This window comes from Nostoc sp. C110 (assembly GCF_043099725.1).
Classification (GTDB): domain Bacteria; phylum Cyanobacteriota; class Cyanobacteriia; order Cyanobacteriales; family Nostocaceae; genus Nostoc; species Nostoc muscorum_A.
This window is the reverse complement of sequence record NZ_CP171148.1, coordinates 2201609-2220991: the sequence shown is the minus strand read 5'-3', so window position 1 is coordinate 2220991 and position 19383 is coordinate 2201609. Positions and strand designations below refer to the sequence as shown.

8 protein-coding genes are annotated in these 19383 nt (G+C 42.0%); 6 read left to right on the top strand and 2 right to left on the bottom strand.

The window, feature by feature from the left end; translation table 11 throughout:
• The first annotated feature begins 36 nt into the window (after positions 1-36).
• On the top strand, positions 37-4962 hold the full coding sequence (locus ACFFRD_RS15070) for a tetratricopeptide repeat protein (RefSeq protein WP_392482169.1): 4926 nt from the start codon (positions 37-39) through the stop codon (positions 4960-4962).
• Positions 4963-5101: 139 nt separating this feature from the next.
• Here ACFFRD_RS15070 and ACFFRD_RS15065 read toward each other — a convergent pair whose 3' ends face one another.
• Together ACFFRD_RS15065 and thrC are read right to left on the bottom strand one after the other, a co-directional pair.
• On the bottom strand, positions 5102-5377 hold the full coding sequence (locus ACFFRD_RS15065; protein WP_114083352.1) for a ubiquitin-like small modifier protein 1: 276 nt from the start codon (positions 5375-5377) through the stop codon (positions 5102-5104).
• Positions 5378-5457: 80 nt separating this feature from the next.
• Positions 5458-6768, bottom strand: a complete 1311-nt coding sequence (gene thrC / locus ACFFRD_RS15060; protein ID WP_190936907.1) for a threonine synthase — start codon at positions 6766-6768, stop codon at positions 5458-5460.
• Positions 6769-7604: 836 nt separating this feature from the next.
• On the opposite strand from thrC, the gene ACFFRD_RS15055 reads away from it, so the two are divergent.
• The 5 genes from ACFFRD_RS15055 (at position 7605) to ACFFRD_RS15035 (ending at position 19272) form a co-directional block, all read left to right on the top strand.
• Positions 7605-10085, top strand: a complete 2481-nt coding sequence (locus tag ACFFRD_RS15055; RefSeq protein WP_392482168.1) for a beta strand repeat-containing protein — start codon at positions 7605-7607, stop codon at positions 10083-10085.
• A 170-nt stretch (positions 10086-10255) separates the two neighbouring features.
• A complete protein-coding gene (locus ACFFRD_RS15050; RefSeq protein WP_392482167.1) occupies positions 10256-10819 on the top strand; it encodes a hypothetical protein in 564 nt (187 codons plus the stop codon).
• 154 nt (positions 10820-10973) lie between these two features.
• Positions 10974-12515 carry a hypothetical protein gene (locus ACFFRD_RS15045; RefSeq protein ID WP_392482166.1) on the top strand — a complete coding sequence of 514 codons (1542 nt, stop codon included), beginning with the start codon at positions 10974-10976 and terminating at the stop codon, positions 12513-12515.
• Complete coding sequence (locus ACFFRD_RS15040; RefSeq protein ID WP_392482165.1) at positions 12512-16666, top strand: TonB-dependent receptor; 4155 nt, start codon at positions 12512-12514, stop codon at positions 16664-16666. The genes ACFFRD_RS15045 and ACFFRD_RS15040 overlap by 4 nt, the downstream gene beginning before the upstream one ends.
• A 173-nt stretch (positions 16667-16839) precedes the next feature.
• Entirely contained in the window at positions 16840-19272 is a 2433-nt protein-coding gene (locus ACFFRD_RS15035) for a hypothetical protein (RefSeq protein WP_392482164.1), read from the top strand.
• Positions 19273-19383 lie beyond the last annotated feature (111 nt).

Genomic DNA, 19383 nt, shown 5'->3' with positions numbered 1-19383 from the left:
CCTTTGTACTTCATACAAAAAAAACTGCTGTACATTATGATTAATCAGCAAGAGCCAGAAAATTTACCCTTTGACAATGAACGTTCATTGCAAACTTTGGTGCGAGCAATTAACCTTTCTCAGGGAGAATTTTCACTGACTTTGCTGCGCTGTAACTATGCAGCTTTCCGTCAAGATATAGTACAACGTTTACACCAACTATCTCCTGTTAAAATCCGTGAAATTACCTTACCCGTGTCAGTGAAAACTCTTTACACGTCTATAGGTGAAAAATTGGGAGATGAACAGCCATCAGCGTTAATGGTTTTTGGTTTGGAATCGGTTAAAGATATCGATACAGTTCTAACTTCAGCTAACCAAGTACGGGAGGAGTTTAGAAAAAACTTCCCGTTCCCAGTCATGTTACTGGTTAATGACCAAGTTCTGCAAAAGCTGATCAGATTAGCGACAGATTTTGAGAATTGGGCCACAATAATTCATTTTGCGATCGCAACTGCTGATTTAGTTCAATTTATCAAACAAACTGCTGAATCAGTTTTTGCTCAAGTTTTAGATGCTGGCGCAGGAAAATTTCTCGATAATTCCGCAATCAACTTGGCAATCGGTTCGCCACACCGCGTAGAACTTGAGTTAGCACAAGTTGAACTGCAAAAGCGGGGTGTGAAGTTAGACGCAGAACTAGAAGCCAGTTTGGAATTTGTTCTGGGTCGAGATGCAGTTTCAATGGAACAATCACGCCAGCATTATGAACGCAGTCTCGCACTTTTGCAACAGAGTTCTAAACTAGAACAGCAAGGCTGTGTACTATACAATTTGGGGTTATGGTGGCGTACCTACGCCGTGCAGCATTTAACAGAACAACAAAATTCTTGCTCGAACGCTAAAAATTATTATTACAAATGTCTCGAAATATTTGAGCAGGCGAATCGTCCTGAGTTGGTAGCAAGATTTATCAACGCCTTGGGAGAAGTACTACAAAAGCTTCAGCAGTGGGATGAATTAGAAGTAGTTGCTCAAAAAGCTTTAACTCTATATCAAACTTATCCTGATTGGTTTAGAAAAGCAAGAGCTTATGGATTTATCGCCGAAGTAGCACTTTCTCAGTCTGCTTGGGATAAAGCTAAACAAGCTGCCAAAAAAGCGCTTTCTATTGTAGCTAGGAACCAATCCATCCAATCGAAAGCTAATTTAGAATTGGTGCTATATTATCATCAAGGTTGGTATTTATTTGCATTAGCCAGAGCGCTACAGCAGCTTAAGAAGGTGGAAGATGCTTTAACTACTTTAGAAGCTGCAAGAAGAGAAACTAAACCTCAATACGATCCAGAGCTTTACATTCGGATTTTGGAGAGGTTACAAAGTATTTATTATCAGAAATGTCAATATCTTGCAGCTTTTCAGATTAAGCAAGAGCAAATTAAAATTGAACATCAATATGGTTTTCGTGCTTTTATTGGGGCAGCTTATTTAATTCCTCGGCATGAGGTAATTAACCCAGCACTAGTGCAAGGAGAAAATCTCATAAAAGTTGCTCAAGAAATTGCTGTTTCTGGTCGGCAAGAAGATGTCAATCGGTTGATGAAGCGAATGAGCCGGACTGACCATAAATTGACTGTATTTCATGGTCAATCGGGAGTAGGTAAAAGTTCAATTTTGAACGGCGGACTAGTACCAACACTGCAACTAAAATCAATAGATGCACGTGATGTATTACCTATTGTCATACGAGTTTATACAGATTGGATGGCGATATTGGCAAAGTGTTTAGCAGATAATGATACATCTAGTAATTCAATAGAATTTATCTGTGAAAGTTTGCGGAAAAAATCCGAGCGGAAGTTAACAGTTTTAATTTTTGACCAATTTGAAGAATTTTTCTTTGTTTATACAGACCAAAGTAAAAGACAGCTATTTTATAAGTTCTTGCAACTTTGTTTGGATATTCCTTATGTTAAGGTTATTCTCTGTTTGAGAGAAGATTATTTGCATTATTTATTAGAATGCGATCGCTTGCTGAATTTTAGAGCAATTAATAACAATATTTTAGATAAGGATATCCGTTATTATTTAGGGAATTTCTCTTCAAAAGATGCCAAATCTGTTGTCCAAAGTCTGACAGAACAAACCCACTTTTACTTAGAGCCTGAGTTAATTGATCAATTGGTAGAAGATTTATCAGATGAACTTGGTGAGGTACGCCCGATTGAGTTACAAATCGTCGGTTCGCAACTTCAAACAGATAAAATTACAACCTTAGAACAATATCTTCAGTCAGGGACAAAAGAAAAACTAGTCGAGCGATTTTTAGAAGAAGTTATTAAAGACTGTGGTTCTGAAAACGAACTATGTGCCAGAGTAGTTTTATATTTATTAACAGACGAAAAAGGTACTCGTCCCTTCAAAACTTCTGACAATTTAGCGGAAGATTTAAAAACAGCAGATATTGTCTCAGAAAAAGAAAAGCTAAATCTAGTTTTAGAGATTTTAGTTGGTTCGGGTCTGGTGTTAAATATACCTGAAGACCCTGCTAACCTATATCAACTGGTTCATGATTATCTAGTATCTTTTATCCGGCAGTCACAACAAGCAAGAAAATTAGAGGAACAGAAAAAGGAAAAGGAACAACGGCAACACGCTGAAGCAGAACTAAATCGTGTTCTTAAGCGACAACGCAATGATGCAAAACGACAACTAAATTTTGCGATCGCAGGAGTCACTATAATGTCCATTCTGGCAGTTATAGCTGTAGGATTGGGAGTGCGGGCAGAATCTGAAAGGCAAAAGACAGAACAAGCTGAGACAATTGCGATTAGTAAAGCTTCGGAAGCCCTTTTTGCTTCAAATCAAAGGTTTGAAGCACTTAAACAAGCCATTAAAGCAGGTAAAAAACTCCAAGCTACAGACTGGGGAAAAACCGATTCTGAAATTCGTACCCAAGTTATAGCGGCATTACAGCAATCAGTTTACTGGATAGTAGAGCGCGATCGCTTAGAAGGACACAAGGCTCTAATCTGGGGTGTAACTTTTTCCCATAGTGGTAAGTTGATTGCCTCAACTAGTTATGACCATACTATAAAACTCTGGAATCTAGATGGTAGCGTGTACAAGACGCTCGAAGGACATAAAGATAAAGTCTTAGGTTTGAGTTTCTCACCTGACGATCAAACAATTGTCTCAGGCGATTTCCAGGGCATCATAAAATTTTGGAAGCGGGACGGCACTTTATTAAAAACTCTGCCAGCATATCAAGATGGAGTAAATAGTAGCGAAAATAAGGGAGTTTATAGTATCGATTTCTCGCCAGATGGTAAGACAATTGCTACAGGAAGTCGGGACAGTACACTAAAACTCTGGAAGCCAGATGGCACTTTATTAAAAACGATTAAAGCGCATCAAGATGGAGTCAATAGTGTGGCTTTCTCCCCTGACGGTACTATGATTGCGACTGGTGGCCGAGACAAAACTGTGAAACTCTGGACATCCAATGGTAAGCTTTTACACACAACAGAAGGCTATGATGACTTTGTTTGGGATGTTGCTTGGTCAAGCGATAGCCAGACAATTGCGGCGGCTGCTGGTGGTGCTGCTGCGACTGGTAACGACAACAGAGTAAAACTCTGGAATCGAGACGGAACTCCTTTAAAAAATTTTAAAGCACATAAAGATGGAATTAATAGTGTGGCTTTCTCACCCGACGGTAAGATGATTGCTACAGCTAGTGACGACAAGACTGTAAAGCTTTGGAAGCCTGACGGTACTTTACTCACAACTTTATCAGGACATAGCAATGGAGTTTATGCTGTCAGGTTTTCACCTGACTGTAAAATCCTAATTTCTGCCAGTGCTGACGGTACGATGAAACTTTGGCAAGTTGGTAATACCAGTTGCTTACACAACGCCCAAATTCCTACTTCTCCTAGCGCTGACAGCACGATGAAGATTCAGTATGGTAGTGGTGTGGTAAGTATTCTCAATGGTCATAGCGATCGGGTTAATCAGGTAGATTTCTCACCTGATGACAAAATAATTGCCTCAGCCAGCCGTGACAAGACAGTGAAACTCTGGAAGCGCGATGGTACTTTAGACAAAACTCTTGAGGGGCATAGCGATAACGTTAGTTTCTCACCTGATGGTCAGACAATTGCTACCGCTAGTGATGATAACACAGTGGAACTCTGGAACCGTGACGGTAAATTACTGAGAACCCTTTTTCCAAAAAGCGATAAGATATTAGACTTGAATTTCTCACCCAACGGTCAGTTCATCGCTTTGGGTAGTATGGACAACAAAGTAATAATATCGCGGCTAGATGGCATCAAACCTCAGATTCTCAACAAGCATCAGGACTGGGTAAGGGCTGTAGCTTGGTCGCCAAACGGTCAGATGCTTGCCTCAGCTAGTGATGACAACACGGTGAAACTTTGGAAGCAAAACGATAAGGGCGAGTTTCACATCTACAAAACTCTCGCAGGGAAAAACGGGCATAACAGTTGGGTTTTGAGCGTTAAGTTCTCACCTAGTGGCGATATGATTGCCACTAGTAGTAATGACAAGACGGTGATACTTTGGAAGCAGGATGACAAGGGCGAGTTTCGCTGGTACAAAAAGTTGCAGGGGCACACTGATCAAGTGAATAGCGTGAATTTTTCACCTGACGGTAAGATGATTGCAACAGCTAGTGATGATAAGACTGTAAAACTTTGGACACGCGACGGTCATTTAATGAGAACTCTGACTGGGCACAGCGATCATTTATTAAGCGCGAATTTCTCAGCCGATGGTAAAACTCTGGCTTTGGGCAGTGCTGATGGGGCTATAATTCTCTGGAATTTGGATGAGCTAAATCATCTTAAAAATCTAGATAGCTTACTGGAGCGTGGTTGTGATTGGCTGTATGACTATCTAAAGAATAACCCGAATGTCAGTAAGAGCGATCGCCATCTCTGCGACGAGATCAAGTAAAAGTTAAGCGTTGACACTCTCTCAAATTATCTCAGGCGATCGCTAAGTTTTTAACTGATTCGCAGTCTCAGACCGAGAATCAGTTAATTTCTCAAAGGTTTATTTGGTAAGTCTTTTACTTTATTTGATGTTCTCTGTATTAACCACCAGCAACAGCAGGGACAATACTTACTTCATCGCCATCTTTTAGGGCTGTGTTAATACCATCTAAATAGCGGATATCTTCACTATCAACGTAAAAATTTACAAACCGACGTAGCTTGCCTTCGTCATCGCACAAGCGGGATTTAATCCCAGGAAAGCTTTGTTCTAAAGAATCCAACAATTCAGCAATGGTGCTACCGTTGGATTCTAGGGTAGCTTGATTATTAGTCAAATTCTGAAGAGTCGTAGGAACTAAAACTGTTACAGCCATAAAAGTACAAAGTGAAGAGTTAGGAATACAGTTAAGAGTTAGGAGTGATGAATAAAAAACTCATAACTCCTAACTGCTAACTAAACGAGAACTTGTTGCCATTCCAAGCGATCAAGAGTACGCGATCGCTCTAGGGCGCGTTCAAAACTATCCAGTTTAGCATCAATAGTCAAGGGTTCACCAACATAGCCTTGGATTGCTTCTTGGGTTTTTAGACCATTGCCGGTGATGTAAATCACGGTAGTTTCATCTGGATCAATTTTGCCAGCTTCTACCAGTTTTTTCAGCACGGCCACGGTTGTACCACCAGCCGTTTCTGTGAAGATGCCTTCGGTTTCTGCCAGCAACTTGATGCCATCAATAATTTCTGCATCATTGACTGATTCAATGTTACCACCAGTTTTCTGAGCTAACTCCACAGCATAAATACCGTCTGCTGGATTACCGATCGCTAGGGATTTCGCAATTGTATTTGGTTTAACTGGTTTAATAAAGTCGCGTCCTTCTTTGAAAGCTTGAGCAATCGGTGAACAACCTTCTGCTTGAGCGCCACTGAAACGGACTTTCTTGTCTTCTACTAAACCAACTTCGATAAATTCTTGGAAACCCTTATAAATTTTTGTAAATAGCGAACCAGATGCCAAAGGAGCAACAACATGATCGGGTAGTTCCCAGCCTAGTTGTTCAGCAACTTCAAAACCTAGCGTCTTGGAACCTTCAGAGTAATAAGGGCGCAGATTAATATTGACAAAACCCCAGCCATGTGTATTGGCAACTTCTGAACAGAGACGGTTTACTTGATCGTAGTTACCCTTGACGGCCATCAGCGTTGGGCTATATATCAAACTACCGATAATTTTACCGGCTTCTAAATCTGCGGGGATGAACACACAACAGTCTAAACCGGCATGAGCTGCGATCGCCGCTGTAGAATTTGCCAAGTTACCTGTACTAGCGCAAGAAACGGTTGTGAAACCCAACTCTCGCGCTCTTGATAGAGCAACTGATACTACCCGATCCTTAAAGCTAAGGGTGGGCATATTAACCGCATCATTTTTTATATAAAGCTTATTTAGACCCAGGCGACGGGCAAGACGGTGAGAACGAACTAAGGGAGTCATCCCCGTTCCCACATCTATAACATTGTCAGTTGCGACAGGCAAAAAGGGACGGTAGCGCCAAATTGAATTGGGCCCGGCTTGAATTGTTTCACGAGTGACAGTCAGACGGAGAGCGTTGTAGTCATACTTGACTTCTAAAGGCCCAAAACATAACTCACAAACATTACTGGCTTTGAGTTCATATTCGGCACCACACTCTTTACACTTTAAAGCTTGAAAGTAGGCAGTGCTGCTTTGGGTTTGGGTTTGGGTTTTGATTGCCTGAGTCATAAACTAGCTTTCCCTGTTTGTCTGTCACTGTCGCCTGATAGTAACACGAGTAAAAATACCAGTCAAACATACCCGACCTTTTTAGTCGGGTATCCCTGGTATTGAAAAAAATAATTACTGTAAAATTTTTATATACGTAATTGTCAAACTTAGTATTTATATTTAGACTTGCTTAGTCTGAAATCAGATAATAGTTTCCGCTACTCAGTGTAAACGCTGGTCATGGATATGATTAAATTGCATCACATCCATGAGCTATTTGCATTTTATTAAATTAAGATCGCTTTACTTGGTGATCGAGATCACTGACTTAATTTTTTATTTCATTAGACAAATAACTACACACAGTATCATGTATGCATAGCAGCAAATATTCAAAAGAGCTTTGATATATAGCTTGTAGGATGTTTTGCTTCTATTTCAAACACTACAATTTCTATCTGTGTTGCCAAAATAAAGTTAATTTTTCAGTTTTTATGCGTTCACTCATCGCTAAACAAGTTACTTGTTTATACGGAAGTTTTTTTTTGGTATAAAAGCTACATTGCTATTTACATCGAAAGATTCAGCAGAACACACTAGTAAATTACCTATATTTGCGATTGCTAACCTTGATAATCAACAGTGAGCGTAAAACAAGTAGGCAATAAATTTTCTGCCTATTGCCTAAATCTAGTAGTTTTTCAGGAGTCGTCAATAAATTAACTTTTCATATATGCAGCGCCCAAAACCTTAAGGCTTTGGGCAAGTTAGTCGGTAATTCTTTAAGGAATTGCCGAACTTTATCCTGTCTCAAAACCCAAGATACAAGTTCAGCAAATAAACAAACTACTTTCATGGTAAACCGAAAACAATCTGTCAACAAGCAGCGCCAATGCTATCAATCTCTAGTAGCAACAGCATTATTAACTAGCAGCCTTTTCCAATTTATTGCACCTGTACTAGCTGACGGGACAGCTGGTGGTCAATCTATCAGTAACACAGCGACTGCTACCTACGAAGATCCCAACGCACCAGGAACAACTATAAATGCCACTTCTAATACTGTAACCGTCACTGTGGCAGAAGTTGCTGGAATCACCGTCACTGCCTCTGGTGTTACAGATAACAATGGTGGTGCTGTTGGAGTTAATGACTTACTAACTTACACCTACACCCTAACGAACGTAGGTAACGACCCCACCAAATTCCATATTCCCAACCAAGCAACAACAACCGGGCCTGGTACAGTTTCTGGTGTACTTCCTGCTGATAAAAATGGGGTAACACCAGCTAGTGGCACACTGCAATACAGTACTGACGGTGGTGCAACTTGGACAAACGTAACAGCAGGTGGTGTAGATACAGCCTCAATTCCGGTTAGCGGTACTGTGTTGGTGCGTGTGCCAGTGACTGTACAAACTGGCGCTCAATCCGGTGACGTAATTAAAGTTACCCTTGGTAATACTCCTGGAGATGCCCAAAACCAACCGCGTAATCCTGATGGTGGTGACGTTTACACTGTAGATAACGCTGATAATGCAGGTGGTGGGGAAGTTCCTGGCGCACCAGTTAACGGTACACGAGAATCTAGTATTACCCAGCAAATTCAAGTGGGTAACACTGTTAAAACCGTTGCTCTAGCCACAATACTCAAAACTCGCACAGCCTATAACCCTGGGAATACTTCCGTACTCAATGATGATGTACTGACTTATGGTTTAAGCTTGCGAGTTGAGAGCAATGACGTAACCAATCGGGGGCTCACACCAGCAGCTTTAGCTGGTACAAATATCAATGTAGATGGTAGTCTTGTTCCTCGCATCTTAGTTTCTGATGCACTTCCAGCATCCACAACTCTTAATGGGACTCCAACTGCTCCTTCAGGGTGGATAGTGGTTTATGCTGGCGAAGATCCCGCAACTACAACTGCTGATCAAGCTCTGTGGAAAACTGACAAAACTCAAGTAACAGGCGGTACAGTTAGACGGGTTGGTTTTATTAACAATCCTAGCTCTATCTCTTCAGTTGCCACTGGGACAACCGTTACAGGCTTTACAGTACAAGTAACGACCACTGGAATCACAGGAACGACAGCGACAGATGTTAACAACATCGCTCAAGTGTTCGGTAAAACTGCTGGCGATCCAGCTAGCCCCCTACTCTTCGACGATTCAGGCGATCAAAACCCAGATAATATTGACCCCACTACTGGAGCCTTTCCTACTACACCTGACGCTGGCTATTATCCCACTACTCCCGGTAATGTTGACACAGGCAATAACAACCAAGGTGCTAATTCTCCTACAGGAAATGTCAACGTTTATACTGTTTCAGTTGCCCAGGCAAACTCAGTTTTAAACGGGCCGAATAATGCACCGGATGCTACTGGGCCATCGGGTTTAACCAACGATGACTTTACCAACAAATCTTCCTTTGTTCCTCCTAACACATCACCGGGTAGTACGCTTGACCCACAATCAGTTGGCTTCACTAACACAATTAAGAACAACGGTACTGCCACTAACGACATCACAATAGTGCCAACCGCACCAGCAACATTTACAGATTTGCCAAATAATACAAAGGTAACTGTTAGCTATAACAGTCAATCTGCTGTTTATACTTACGATAGTAGTACTGGTGTTTTTACCATAGCACCAGGTAATACACCAATTAAAGTCTCTGGTGTTCTTGCTGGTGGCATTGTTAATTATGGTGTAGAAGTTGACTTACCACCTGGTACGCAACTATCGACTGATATTGGTAAGGGCTTCCCAGTACCCATTACAGCCTTTATTGACAGTAATAATGATGGTGTAGTTAATACTGGTGAAGTTGCAAACATCTCCATTGATCGCGTCTACACTGGCTTCTTAAAACTGTTGAAAATGTCAAGAGTTCTACAAGGAAGTGGCCCCGCAGTGCAAGGGACTGATGGCACATTCAGTATCACTCCGAAGAATCCTGCTCCAGGAAACATTATTGAGTACCAAATTCAATACACAAATATTTCTGATGTTCAATCAGGAACTGGTAACGTGATTTTGAACGCTGACAAAGTTGTGATTACTGAAGATGGTACAGCAGGGGGCAACAACTGGGCGCTAGACAATGACAATAACACTCAAATTGATACTAGCAACATTGTTGGTTCAGCAAAGGATTCTGGGGCTTCAACGATCCAGTTCTTCAATGGTAATCCAGCTACTAACTCTAGTATCGATCAAACCGGAACCACGCTAAACAGTGATGTCACAAAGTATGTAAATACTGCTACTGGACAGATTGCACCTGGTGTTCAAAGAACATTTATCTTCCAACGCAAGGTTAACTAGATAGTTTGATTTCACCCCTCTTTATTTGCAAAGAGGGGTGTATGGCACATCTGTATTTGTAGCTGGTGCTTTAATCCTAAAGTGCCAACTACAAAATGATTGTTCCCCAGCGAAAACAGGGAAAGATAAATCAGCAATCGGCATTATGAAAGTTTTTTGAGGTTATTGATATGAAGCGTTTTTCTTTTGCAAGTTTAGGAGCGATCGCACTTATTGTTACAGTGCCATTTGTTAGCCAAGTGCCAGGAATCGCTTCTCTATGGCATTCTACCAGTGCTGTTGCCCAAAATGTCAAAACTCAAGGGCAAATACAATTGCGCTTAGAAGCTGAGAAGCAAGTGATAGCACAGGATCAGCAGGGTAAGCAAAGCAAGACATGGCAACCTTTAAAAGGTCAAGCTGTGGTGCAACCAGGAGATGTGCTGCGATATACATTAAGTGGCGAAAATAAGAGCGATCGCCCCGTAAAGAATTTGATTCTCAATCAACCAATTCCTAAAGGAATGGTATACATACTGAAATCTGCGATCGCCACTAATGAGACTAAAGTAACCTACAGCATTGATGGCGGACGCAGCTTTGTCGAAAATCCTACTGTTAAAGTTACTCTTCCTGGCGGGAAAGTGGAAACAAAACCAGCACCCGCGAATGTTTACACCCACATCCGTTTGCAAGTGCCATCAGTTCCGGCCAAGAAAACGGTTAAAGCTATTTATCAAGTCCAAGTTCGCTGATTCGTTATCCCTGATATCACCCGCCTGTAGCGACTTTTTTGGGAGTCAAGAGCGAAAAACAACGTGCTTTATAAGGAGAATCGGAGGGATCTTCGATAGATAAACAAGTGCTTTTATTAACAAAAAAAGTGGCATTCCAGAGGAGATATGTTCAGTGAGCCGTCCTCAAAAGAAAAAACAAATTACTTATAGAAGTAGCTGGTATCAAAGGTTAACAGCTACTGTTCTTCTGGGGAGTTTTTTGCAAACTACTATATCTATACCAGCGATCGCACAACAGACTAACAATCTGGGTGTGTCTTTGCCATTAATAAATCAAGCTACTTATACTTATACAGACTCTGCTAATAATCAAAAATATGACGGAACTTCTAGTCAGCTTAATGTTAGTCCTAGCCCATTAGTCGATCCATTAGGCCGGATATTAGGTTGCGCTGGTACTATTTTGCCTGACTATACAGGTTTTTCAGTTGGCGTATACGAATCTAACCCTAGCGACCCAACAGGTACAGAATTAGGCGGTTTGCTTTCTTTGACTCGAACAGAGTTACCCGATATTCCTAATAACAACGTTCCTGGCGGTAAGTCACCAAATACCGAGAATAGTAACCCCTACTTCGTTACCAATAACCCTGCGGGTGTCTACAATTTCCTACTCGATCCGAATAAGGGTCAAACTGATCCAGGTAGAACTTATATTTTTGTAGTTAATCCACCGCCAAATTCTATCTACAAGCAACGGCGGATCAAGATTGAAATCGTTGGTACCACTGGCACACAAGGTAATAATATTGTGCGATATATCGCTAGTTCTCTAGATGGCCAACCAATTAGCCTTACAGGTGAGACTAGGGTAGAGCAAACAGTTGTCTTAGTTCCGAATGCAGAAGTAGTAGGACTAGACTTATTAGCCTTTGAATTCAGTACAAATCTGTGCCAAGCTAATCAGTTGCAGATTATCAAAACAGGCGATCGCGCTACGGCTGAACCTGGAGATACGGTAATCTACCGGATCTTGGTAAAAAACCTTGCTGATGCTGGTTTGAATAATATATTTGTTACCGACAACTTACCTTTAGGATTCCAGTTTTTACCTAAATCTGTGCGGGGTGAGTTAGATGGTCAAGCAATTACTATCACCTCAGAACGCAATGGAAACACGGTGACATTCCGCACAGATGTAACAGTTCCTATGGGAAAAACTCTGAATATTGCTTACGCGGCTCAACTAACAGCCGATGCTGTGCGTGGTAACGGTCGCAATAGTGCGATCGTGAATGCTCAACGAGCTGATAACCGTTTTAGCACCAAGGATGGCCCAGCAACGCACCAGTTAAAAATTCGTCCAGGAATCGTTTCTGATTGTGGCACGATTATCGGTCGCGTGTTTATTGATAAAAACTTTGATGGTGAACAACAACCTGGTGAACCTGGAGTCCCCAATGCAGTGATTTTTCTGGAGGACGGAAACCGCATCACCACAGATCCGAATGGTTTGTTCTCCTTAGCTAATGTCTTACCAGGAAGTCATACAGGTGTACTAGACCTCAGCAGTGTACCGGGTTACACCCTAGCTCCCAACCAAAAATTCCGTGAACGGAATAGCCAATCTCGCTTAGTGCGTTTAGAACCTGGTGGCTTGGTACGTATGAATTTCGCTGTCACCCCCGCCTTCCAGGAGCCAGTCAAAAAATGAAACCCAGACTGCACCATACAACTATTTTCAACCTGAAGATGATGGGGGTGATGCCAGTAGCTCTCAGCCTCGTTTTGTATCCTGCCATAGTTAAGGCAGAACCTACAAATGAAAATCTTTTTTTCCCCGATTCGCCTTCACAAGCAGACAAGGGTGTCGAAGATCCTGAATTTTCAAGGGATCTAGAAAACCTCTCTTCTAAGACAGGAGAGGCTTTGAATTCTTCCTCGTCCTTACAAGCTACGCTGTACACACAAGTTATCGAATTACCCCACCCTAACCCTCTCCTTGGAAAGGGGAGGGAACTAGATTTTCTTTCCTCTCTTTCCAAGGGGGGATTAAGGGGGGTAAAACCCGGATCTCAAAGTAACTCCGATTTGCGTGTACACGGTAGGTTTTTACAAGAGAAGGGAGCTAAAGGTTTGGTTTTTCCAAATAAGGTGAAAAACCAGGATGAGGATCAAGCGGATGGGAATAAAGTTGCTGAAAAAAGCATGGATTCAAGTTCTCCCCATACTTTAGGAAGTTCTGACAAGCAACTTCTACCTCTTGAACTTCCTTCAACTAATACTTCAATTCCAGATGTTCAGCCCAGTGAAACGGAAATACAAGCATTTCAACCAGCAACTTCTGTTGATTTGCCCAGAGGCTTACGCAAACTAGCAAGAATCAAGAATGAAGAACGCAAAGACACAAAAATAGAGCTTCAAACTTCTCCAACGGAAATACAAGCATTTCAACCAGCGTTTTCTGCTCAATTACCTAGAGGCTTACGCAAAATAGCTGGAGTAACTGAGGAAAATAAGAAAATTCCCCCTACTTCCCCCATCTCCACAGGAATAAAATTCCTGATGCCAACAGCTAACAACATTGTGGATGTTCCAGCTACCACAGTGATTGTGCAATTCCCCGTTGGAAGTACAGTAGAATTACGGTCTAATGGTGTATTAGTAGATCCTTCCTCAATTGGACGAACAGAAAGCGATGCCAATACTAATTTAGTAACGCAGACATGGTATGGTGTTTCGTTAAAAGAAGGTAATAACACCATCTCTGCACAAATAGTAGGAGGGACAGAACCTCCTGTAACGGTGCAAGTTGTAGTTCGGGGAGCGCCACAGAAACTAACCTTAGAAACTGTTGAGTCTCGTATCCCGGCGGATGGACGTTCTACAGCTACAATCAGGGGTCAACTGATCGATGCAAGTGGTAATCGCTCTAATCGGGATGCTGTTATCACTTTGATACCTACTGCTGGGGAGTTGGTTGGCAAAGACTTCAAACCCGATGAACCCGGATTTCAAGTAGAGGCGAAAGCGGGGCAATTTACGGCTAAGTTGCGATCGCAACTCAAAGCCCAAACTGTCACCATTCGTGCCATCGCTAATAATTTAGAAGCCTTTACGCAACTACAATTTGAAACATCACTGCGTCCGAGTTTGGTTACTGGCGTAATAGATTTACGTTTGGGCGCTAGAGGTACAGATTATTACGGTAGTTTCCGTGATTTTCTGCCGCCTGACAAAGATAACAGAACGCAATTAGATTTCCACTCGGCGATATTTGCCACTGGTGCGATCGGAGAATGGTTGTTTACAGGCGCATACAACAGTTCTCGTAACCTCAATGAAGATTGCAACTGCGATAATCGCCTGTTTAGAACTTACCAATCCAGCGAGCAAAATTATCCTGTTTACGGCGATAGCTCGCAAGTTGATGTCGTTGCTCCTTCCATTGACAGCCTATATGTGCGTTTGGAGCGTTCAACTGGTATCCCCGGAGCCGATCCTGATTATGCCATGTGGGGTGACTACAATACAGAAGAATTTGCGCGGCGATCGCAGCAATTTACTTCTATCACCCGACAACTCCACGGTTTTAAAGCTAATTACAACTTAGGGAATCTACAAGTTACAGGTTTGTATGGCAACCACTTAGAAGCTTTCCAGCGAGATACTATTGCTCCCGATGGTACTAGCGGTTATTACTTCCTCTCTCGCAGAATACTACAACCAGGTAGTGAAAATGTCTTTATTGAGTTAGAAGAACTCAATCGTCCTGGGACTGTACTAGAACGAAAACAGCTTAACCGTGGCCCAGACTATGAAATCGATTACGATCGCGGTACTTTATTATTCCGCGAACCTATCCTTCGTACCGATATCGATCAAACCGGACAAGTATTGGTACGCCGAATTGTTGTTAGCTATCAATATGACAGCGAAGATTCTGATAGCAATATCTATGCTGGTCGTTTGCAATATAACCTTTCCCGCAAACTTAACCAGGAAAGTTGGATAGGAGCAACTTATGTCCAAGAAAATCAGGGAGTACGTGACTTTCAACTCTATGGTGCAGATGCGCTGATTTCTTTGGGTAATCAAGGTAGGTTAATTGCAGAATATGCCCATTCCACTAATGATTCTGATGTTGTAGGAAAGGTTAGTGGTGAAGCTTACCGATTGGAAGCTGAGGGACAAATTACTAACGGGATTCAAGGTCGTGCCTATTATCGCTTTGCCGATACAGGTTTTGCTAATAATGCCACTATCAGCTTTGTCCCAGGACAAACCCGTTATGGAGCACAGGTTACAGCTAAACTCAGTTCAACCACAAACGTCAGGGCGCAGTACGACCACGAAGACAATTTCGTCATTGCTCCCCAACCCTTAGATACCTTTGAAGAACTGTTTGCACCCCGTTATGAGTCGATACCTGGTAGTAAAGTTGATAATTCCTTAACGACAATTTCCGCCGGGATTCAACAACGTCTGGGTAGTGCCATTATTGATTTGGATTGGATTCATCGTCATCGGGAAGACCGCATTCCCGACAGCGCCCTCAGTGGTACTTCTGATCAATTGCGATCGCGTTTTACAGTTCCTATTGCTAAAAATCTGACTTTCCAAGCCCAAAATGAAATCAGTTTATCTTCCCAAAAAGATAGTGTTTACCCAGACCGTACCATCTTCGGGCTAAATTGGGCAGCAATTCCTGGTGTAAATATCAGTTTGGCCCAACAGTTTTACACTAGTGGTCAATATTCGGGTAATTCCATCACCAGCTTGAGTGTCAACGGTGAACACAAACTTGGATCGGATACTACCTTGACTGGTCGTTACTCAATTTTGGGTGGTGCAAATGAAATGACTACCCAAGGGGCGATTGGTCTAAATAACCGTTGGACTATTGCTTCGGGATTGCGGCTGAATGTTGCTTACGAACACGTATTTGGCAACTTCTTCGGACGGACTGCGGCGGGTCAACAATATGCCCAACCCTTCGCCTTTGGTCAATCAGCATCTGCGATCGGATTTGATGGTGGCGATAGCTACAGTGTGGGGCTGGAATACTCTGATAATCCGCAGTTTCAAGCCAGCGCCCGTTACGAACATCGTTCTTCTTCTGGTGGTAGTAATACAGTAATTACCGCAGGTGCTGCGGGTAAAATTTCTCCGGCTCTTACAGCGTTGGTACGTTATCAACAAGCTGGTTCTTCCAATCAAAAGCTTTCAGGACTAGGAGACACAGCTACTTTAAAATTGGGACTAGCTTATCGTGACCCCAATAGCGATAAATTTAATGCCTTATTGCGTTATGAATATCGCAAAAATCCATCAACTATTCCTGACACCATCCTTTTAGGTAGTGGTACAGGTTCCGAAGACCATACTTTTGCTTTAGAAGCTATTTATGCTCCTAACTGGCAATGGGAATTCTATGGTAAGTATGCCTTGCGTAATAGCACTTCTTACATAGCCAGCGATTTAGCTGGTACTAGCACAGTAAATTTGGGCCAATTACGCGCTACCTATCGTTTGGGATATAGCTGGGATTTGGTGGGTGAGGCTCGTATAATTAGTCAGTCTAGCTACAGCGAAACAGGCTTTGTTGTCGAAACAGGTTATTATCTCACGCCTAACCTGCGTGTTTCTGCTGGATATGTATTTGGTAAAGTTGATGATCGGGATTTCTCAGGAACACGTTCCGCAGGTGGCGCATATTTGGGTGTCAGCGTCAAACTCAATGAATTATTTGATGGCTTTGGACAGCAAAAACCAATGCCACGTCAGCCACAGGAATCTGCAATGAACACTTTGGTAGGTAAACTCAAGGCTGCAACAAAGGGGATACAAAAGCGTGAAATATAAAACAACTATTTAATAAAAACAATGCCACTATAAATCTGAATACAAATGGTAGATTATCTACGATTTCGGGAAAGCTAGAGACTGAAGATTTGTTTGAGGAGAATCAGTCTTAATTGATGATTATGGTTCAGGTAATCAGCATTTTTTAAAGGTTATTTTATGGTGATTTACTAATGAAGAATTTATGGCAAAATTTTAATATTTTGAGCTGGGGACTTCTCGGTGCAACATTAGTACTTCAACCCACAGTAGCGCAAGCTCAATATATCCAGCGATCGTTCTTAAATCCTGGTTTTGAGTCACCTGGTTTTGGTTCTGCTGGTCAACAATGTTACGTTCAAGTGGATCAAAGCCTTATTCCTGGTTGGAGTACAACTCATGGATCAGTAAAAAATGGAACAGGTAACTGTACTGGTTATACATCTCCAGGGTCAGTACCACTGATTGAAATTTGGACTTCAGGATTTAATGGTGGATCTGGTAATACCTTCACAGCAACCAATGCAGGGAATCAATTTGCAGAGTTAAATGCTGAACAAGCTTCTGAGTTGTATCAGAATATATGCTTAATTCAAAATGAGACGATTACATTCTCTCTTTTACATCGTGGGCGTTCAAGTTCATCTGTGGCTGATGTTACCAATTTTTTAATTGGACTAAATACCAATCCAACATCAACTATTTTTGGCAAATTTTCAACAACTAGTAATGGAACTGTTACAGCACAACCAGTAGCGCAGAATGGTGCAACTATTCCTACTGTAAGTAATAATAATGCCGGAAATGGCTGGGTAAGATACACTGGCACTGTTCCTTACACTGGTGCTAGTGGGAATCAACCTGTAGGATTTGCGGCCGTTTCCACAGCAGGCGGAAACAATACTGTAGGTAACTTCCTTGATGAGGTGCAATTTGCCGGTTTACCAGTGCTTGAATTCACGGCGAGTTCAGGTGGTGCAGCAGAATCAGAAACTACCCCTACAACTAACCCACCGAAACTTAGGATTGTTGGTTTAGTGCCAAGTGGGGGGATAAGTGTTTTAATTTCAGTCTCTGGTACAGCCGTCTTGGGTACAGACTACAACACAATATCAAACGCATCCACCTTTAATATCAGTATTCCTGCGGGCAACTACGACGGCAGTGATGCTACTAGTGTCTTTACCATTCCTTTTACTGTTATTAACAATAATGTTCCTCAAGGTGTGAGGACAATTGTATTTACCATACAACCTTCAACTAGTTTTTTCACCAGTTCAACAACGACTTGTGGTGGTTCCCCAACGATCGCTTCCAGCTACACAATCTTTGATGATGATTTCGTTAGCGGCAAGGTTTGGAATGATGCCGATAATAGCGCTAACAATACTTTTACTAATATCAATACTGGTTCGGAAACTGGCACTAATGCTGGTGGATTATTAAATGCTATTCTCGTAGATTCTAATAATAAGGTCTTAAAAACAACACCTGTCGCCGCAGATGGTACTTATACTTTTCTCGATGTTCCCTTCAATCAAAGCAACGTTAAAATTATTTTAAGTACAACTGCTGGCACTGTAGGTAATACTGCCCCTGCGCCATCCCTGCCATCTAACTGGGTCAACACTAGCCCACTCACGACAGCTACTTTTAATACTGCTACAAACATCTCTAGTAAGGACTTTGGAATTGAGCAGTTGCCCGATACTAATAATGTCAATGGATCTACAACAACAAATCCAGGGGGAACCAATACTGTACAAGTTCCAACACTATCTGGCACTGACCCGGAAGATGGCAACCTTAGTTCTGGCAACAGTTTCAAGATTGTTAGTCTGCCAAGTAATGGGACGCTGTACTACAACGGTGTAGCTGTGACAGCTAATCAAGTGATTACTAGTTACGATCCGACGAAGCTAAAAGTAGATCCGAATATAGATGGCGCTACAACCATCACTTTTACTGTAGCCGCAGTAGACAAAGCAGGTAAGGAAGATCCCACACCTGCTACGGTAACTATGCCATTAACTGCGTTATCAGCTAGCAAACCTCAGTTAATTTTAGTGAAACGCATCACGCGGATTAACAGCCAGAATTTAACTAACATTGTAGATGGTCGCAGCGACGTTTCTCCTAGCGCTGCTAACTACGTAGCATCTCCACGTGACACTGATGATGATAGTAGTAACACATGGCCCACTAATTACTTGCGCGGATTGATTAACGCTGGGATAGTCAAACCAGGAGATGAGTTAGAGTACACTATCTACTTACTTTCCAATGGTCTAGGTAATGCAACTAGTGTTCAAATTTGTGATTTAGTTCCTATCAATACTACTTTTATTCCCACTGCCTTTAATGGTCTGACTCCTAATGATGGTGGTTTATCAGGAGCAGATCAAGGTATTGCTCTTGCGCTTGGTTCTAGCACTCCTACGGCTTATCTAACTAATGCCCAAGATGGCGATCGCGGACGTTTTTATACTGCTAACGAGACAGTTCCATCATACTGCGGTGCTAACATCAATGGGGCGGTGGTGGTGAATATTACACGGAGTCCAGATTTACCCAATCTCGTCAAAGATTTTTACGGTTTTGTCCGTTTCCGCACTAAGGTGAAGTAGCTTTGAGAAAGAAAAAAGGTTAAATAAAAGGCAATACGGTTCAGTTAAGGCTAAAACTCTTTATCAAAGTCAATTTTTTAACGAACCGCCAAGGACGCAAAGAGCGCAAAG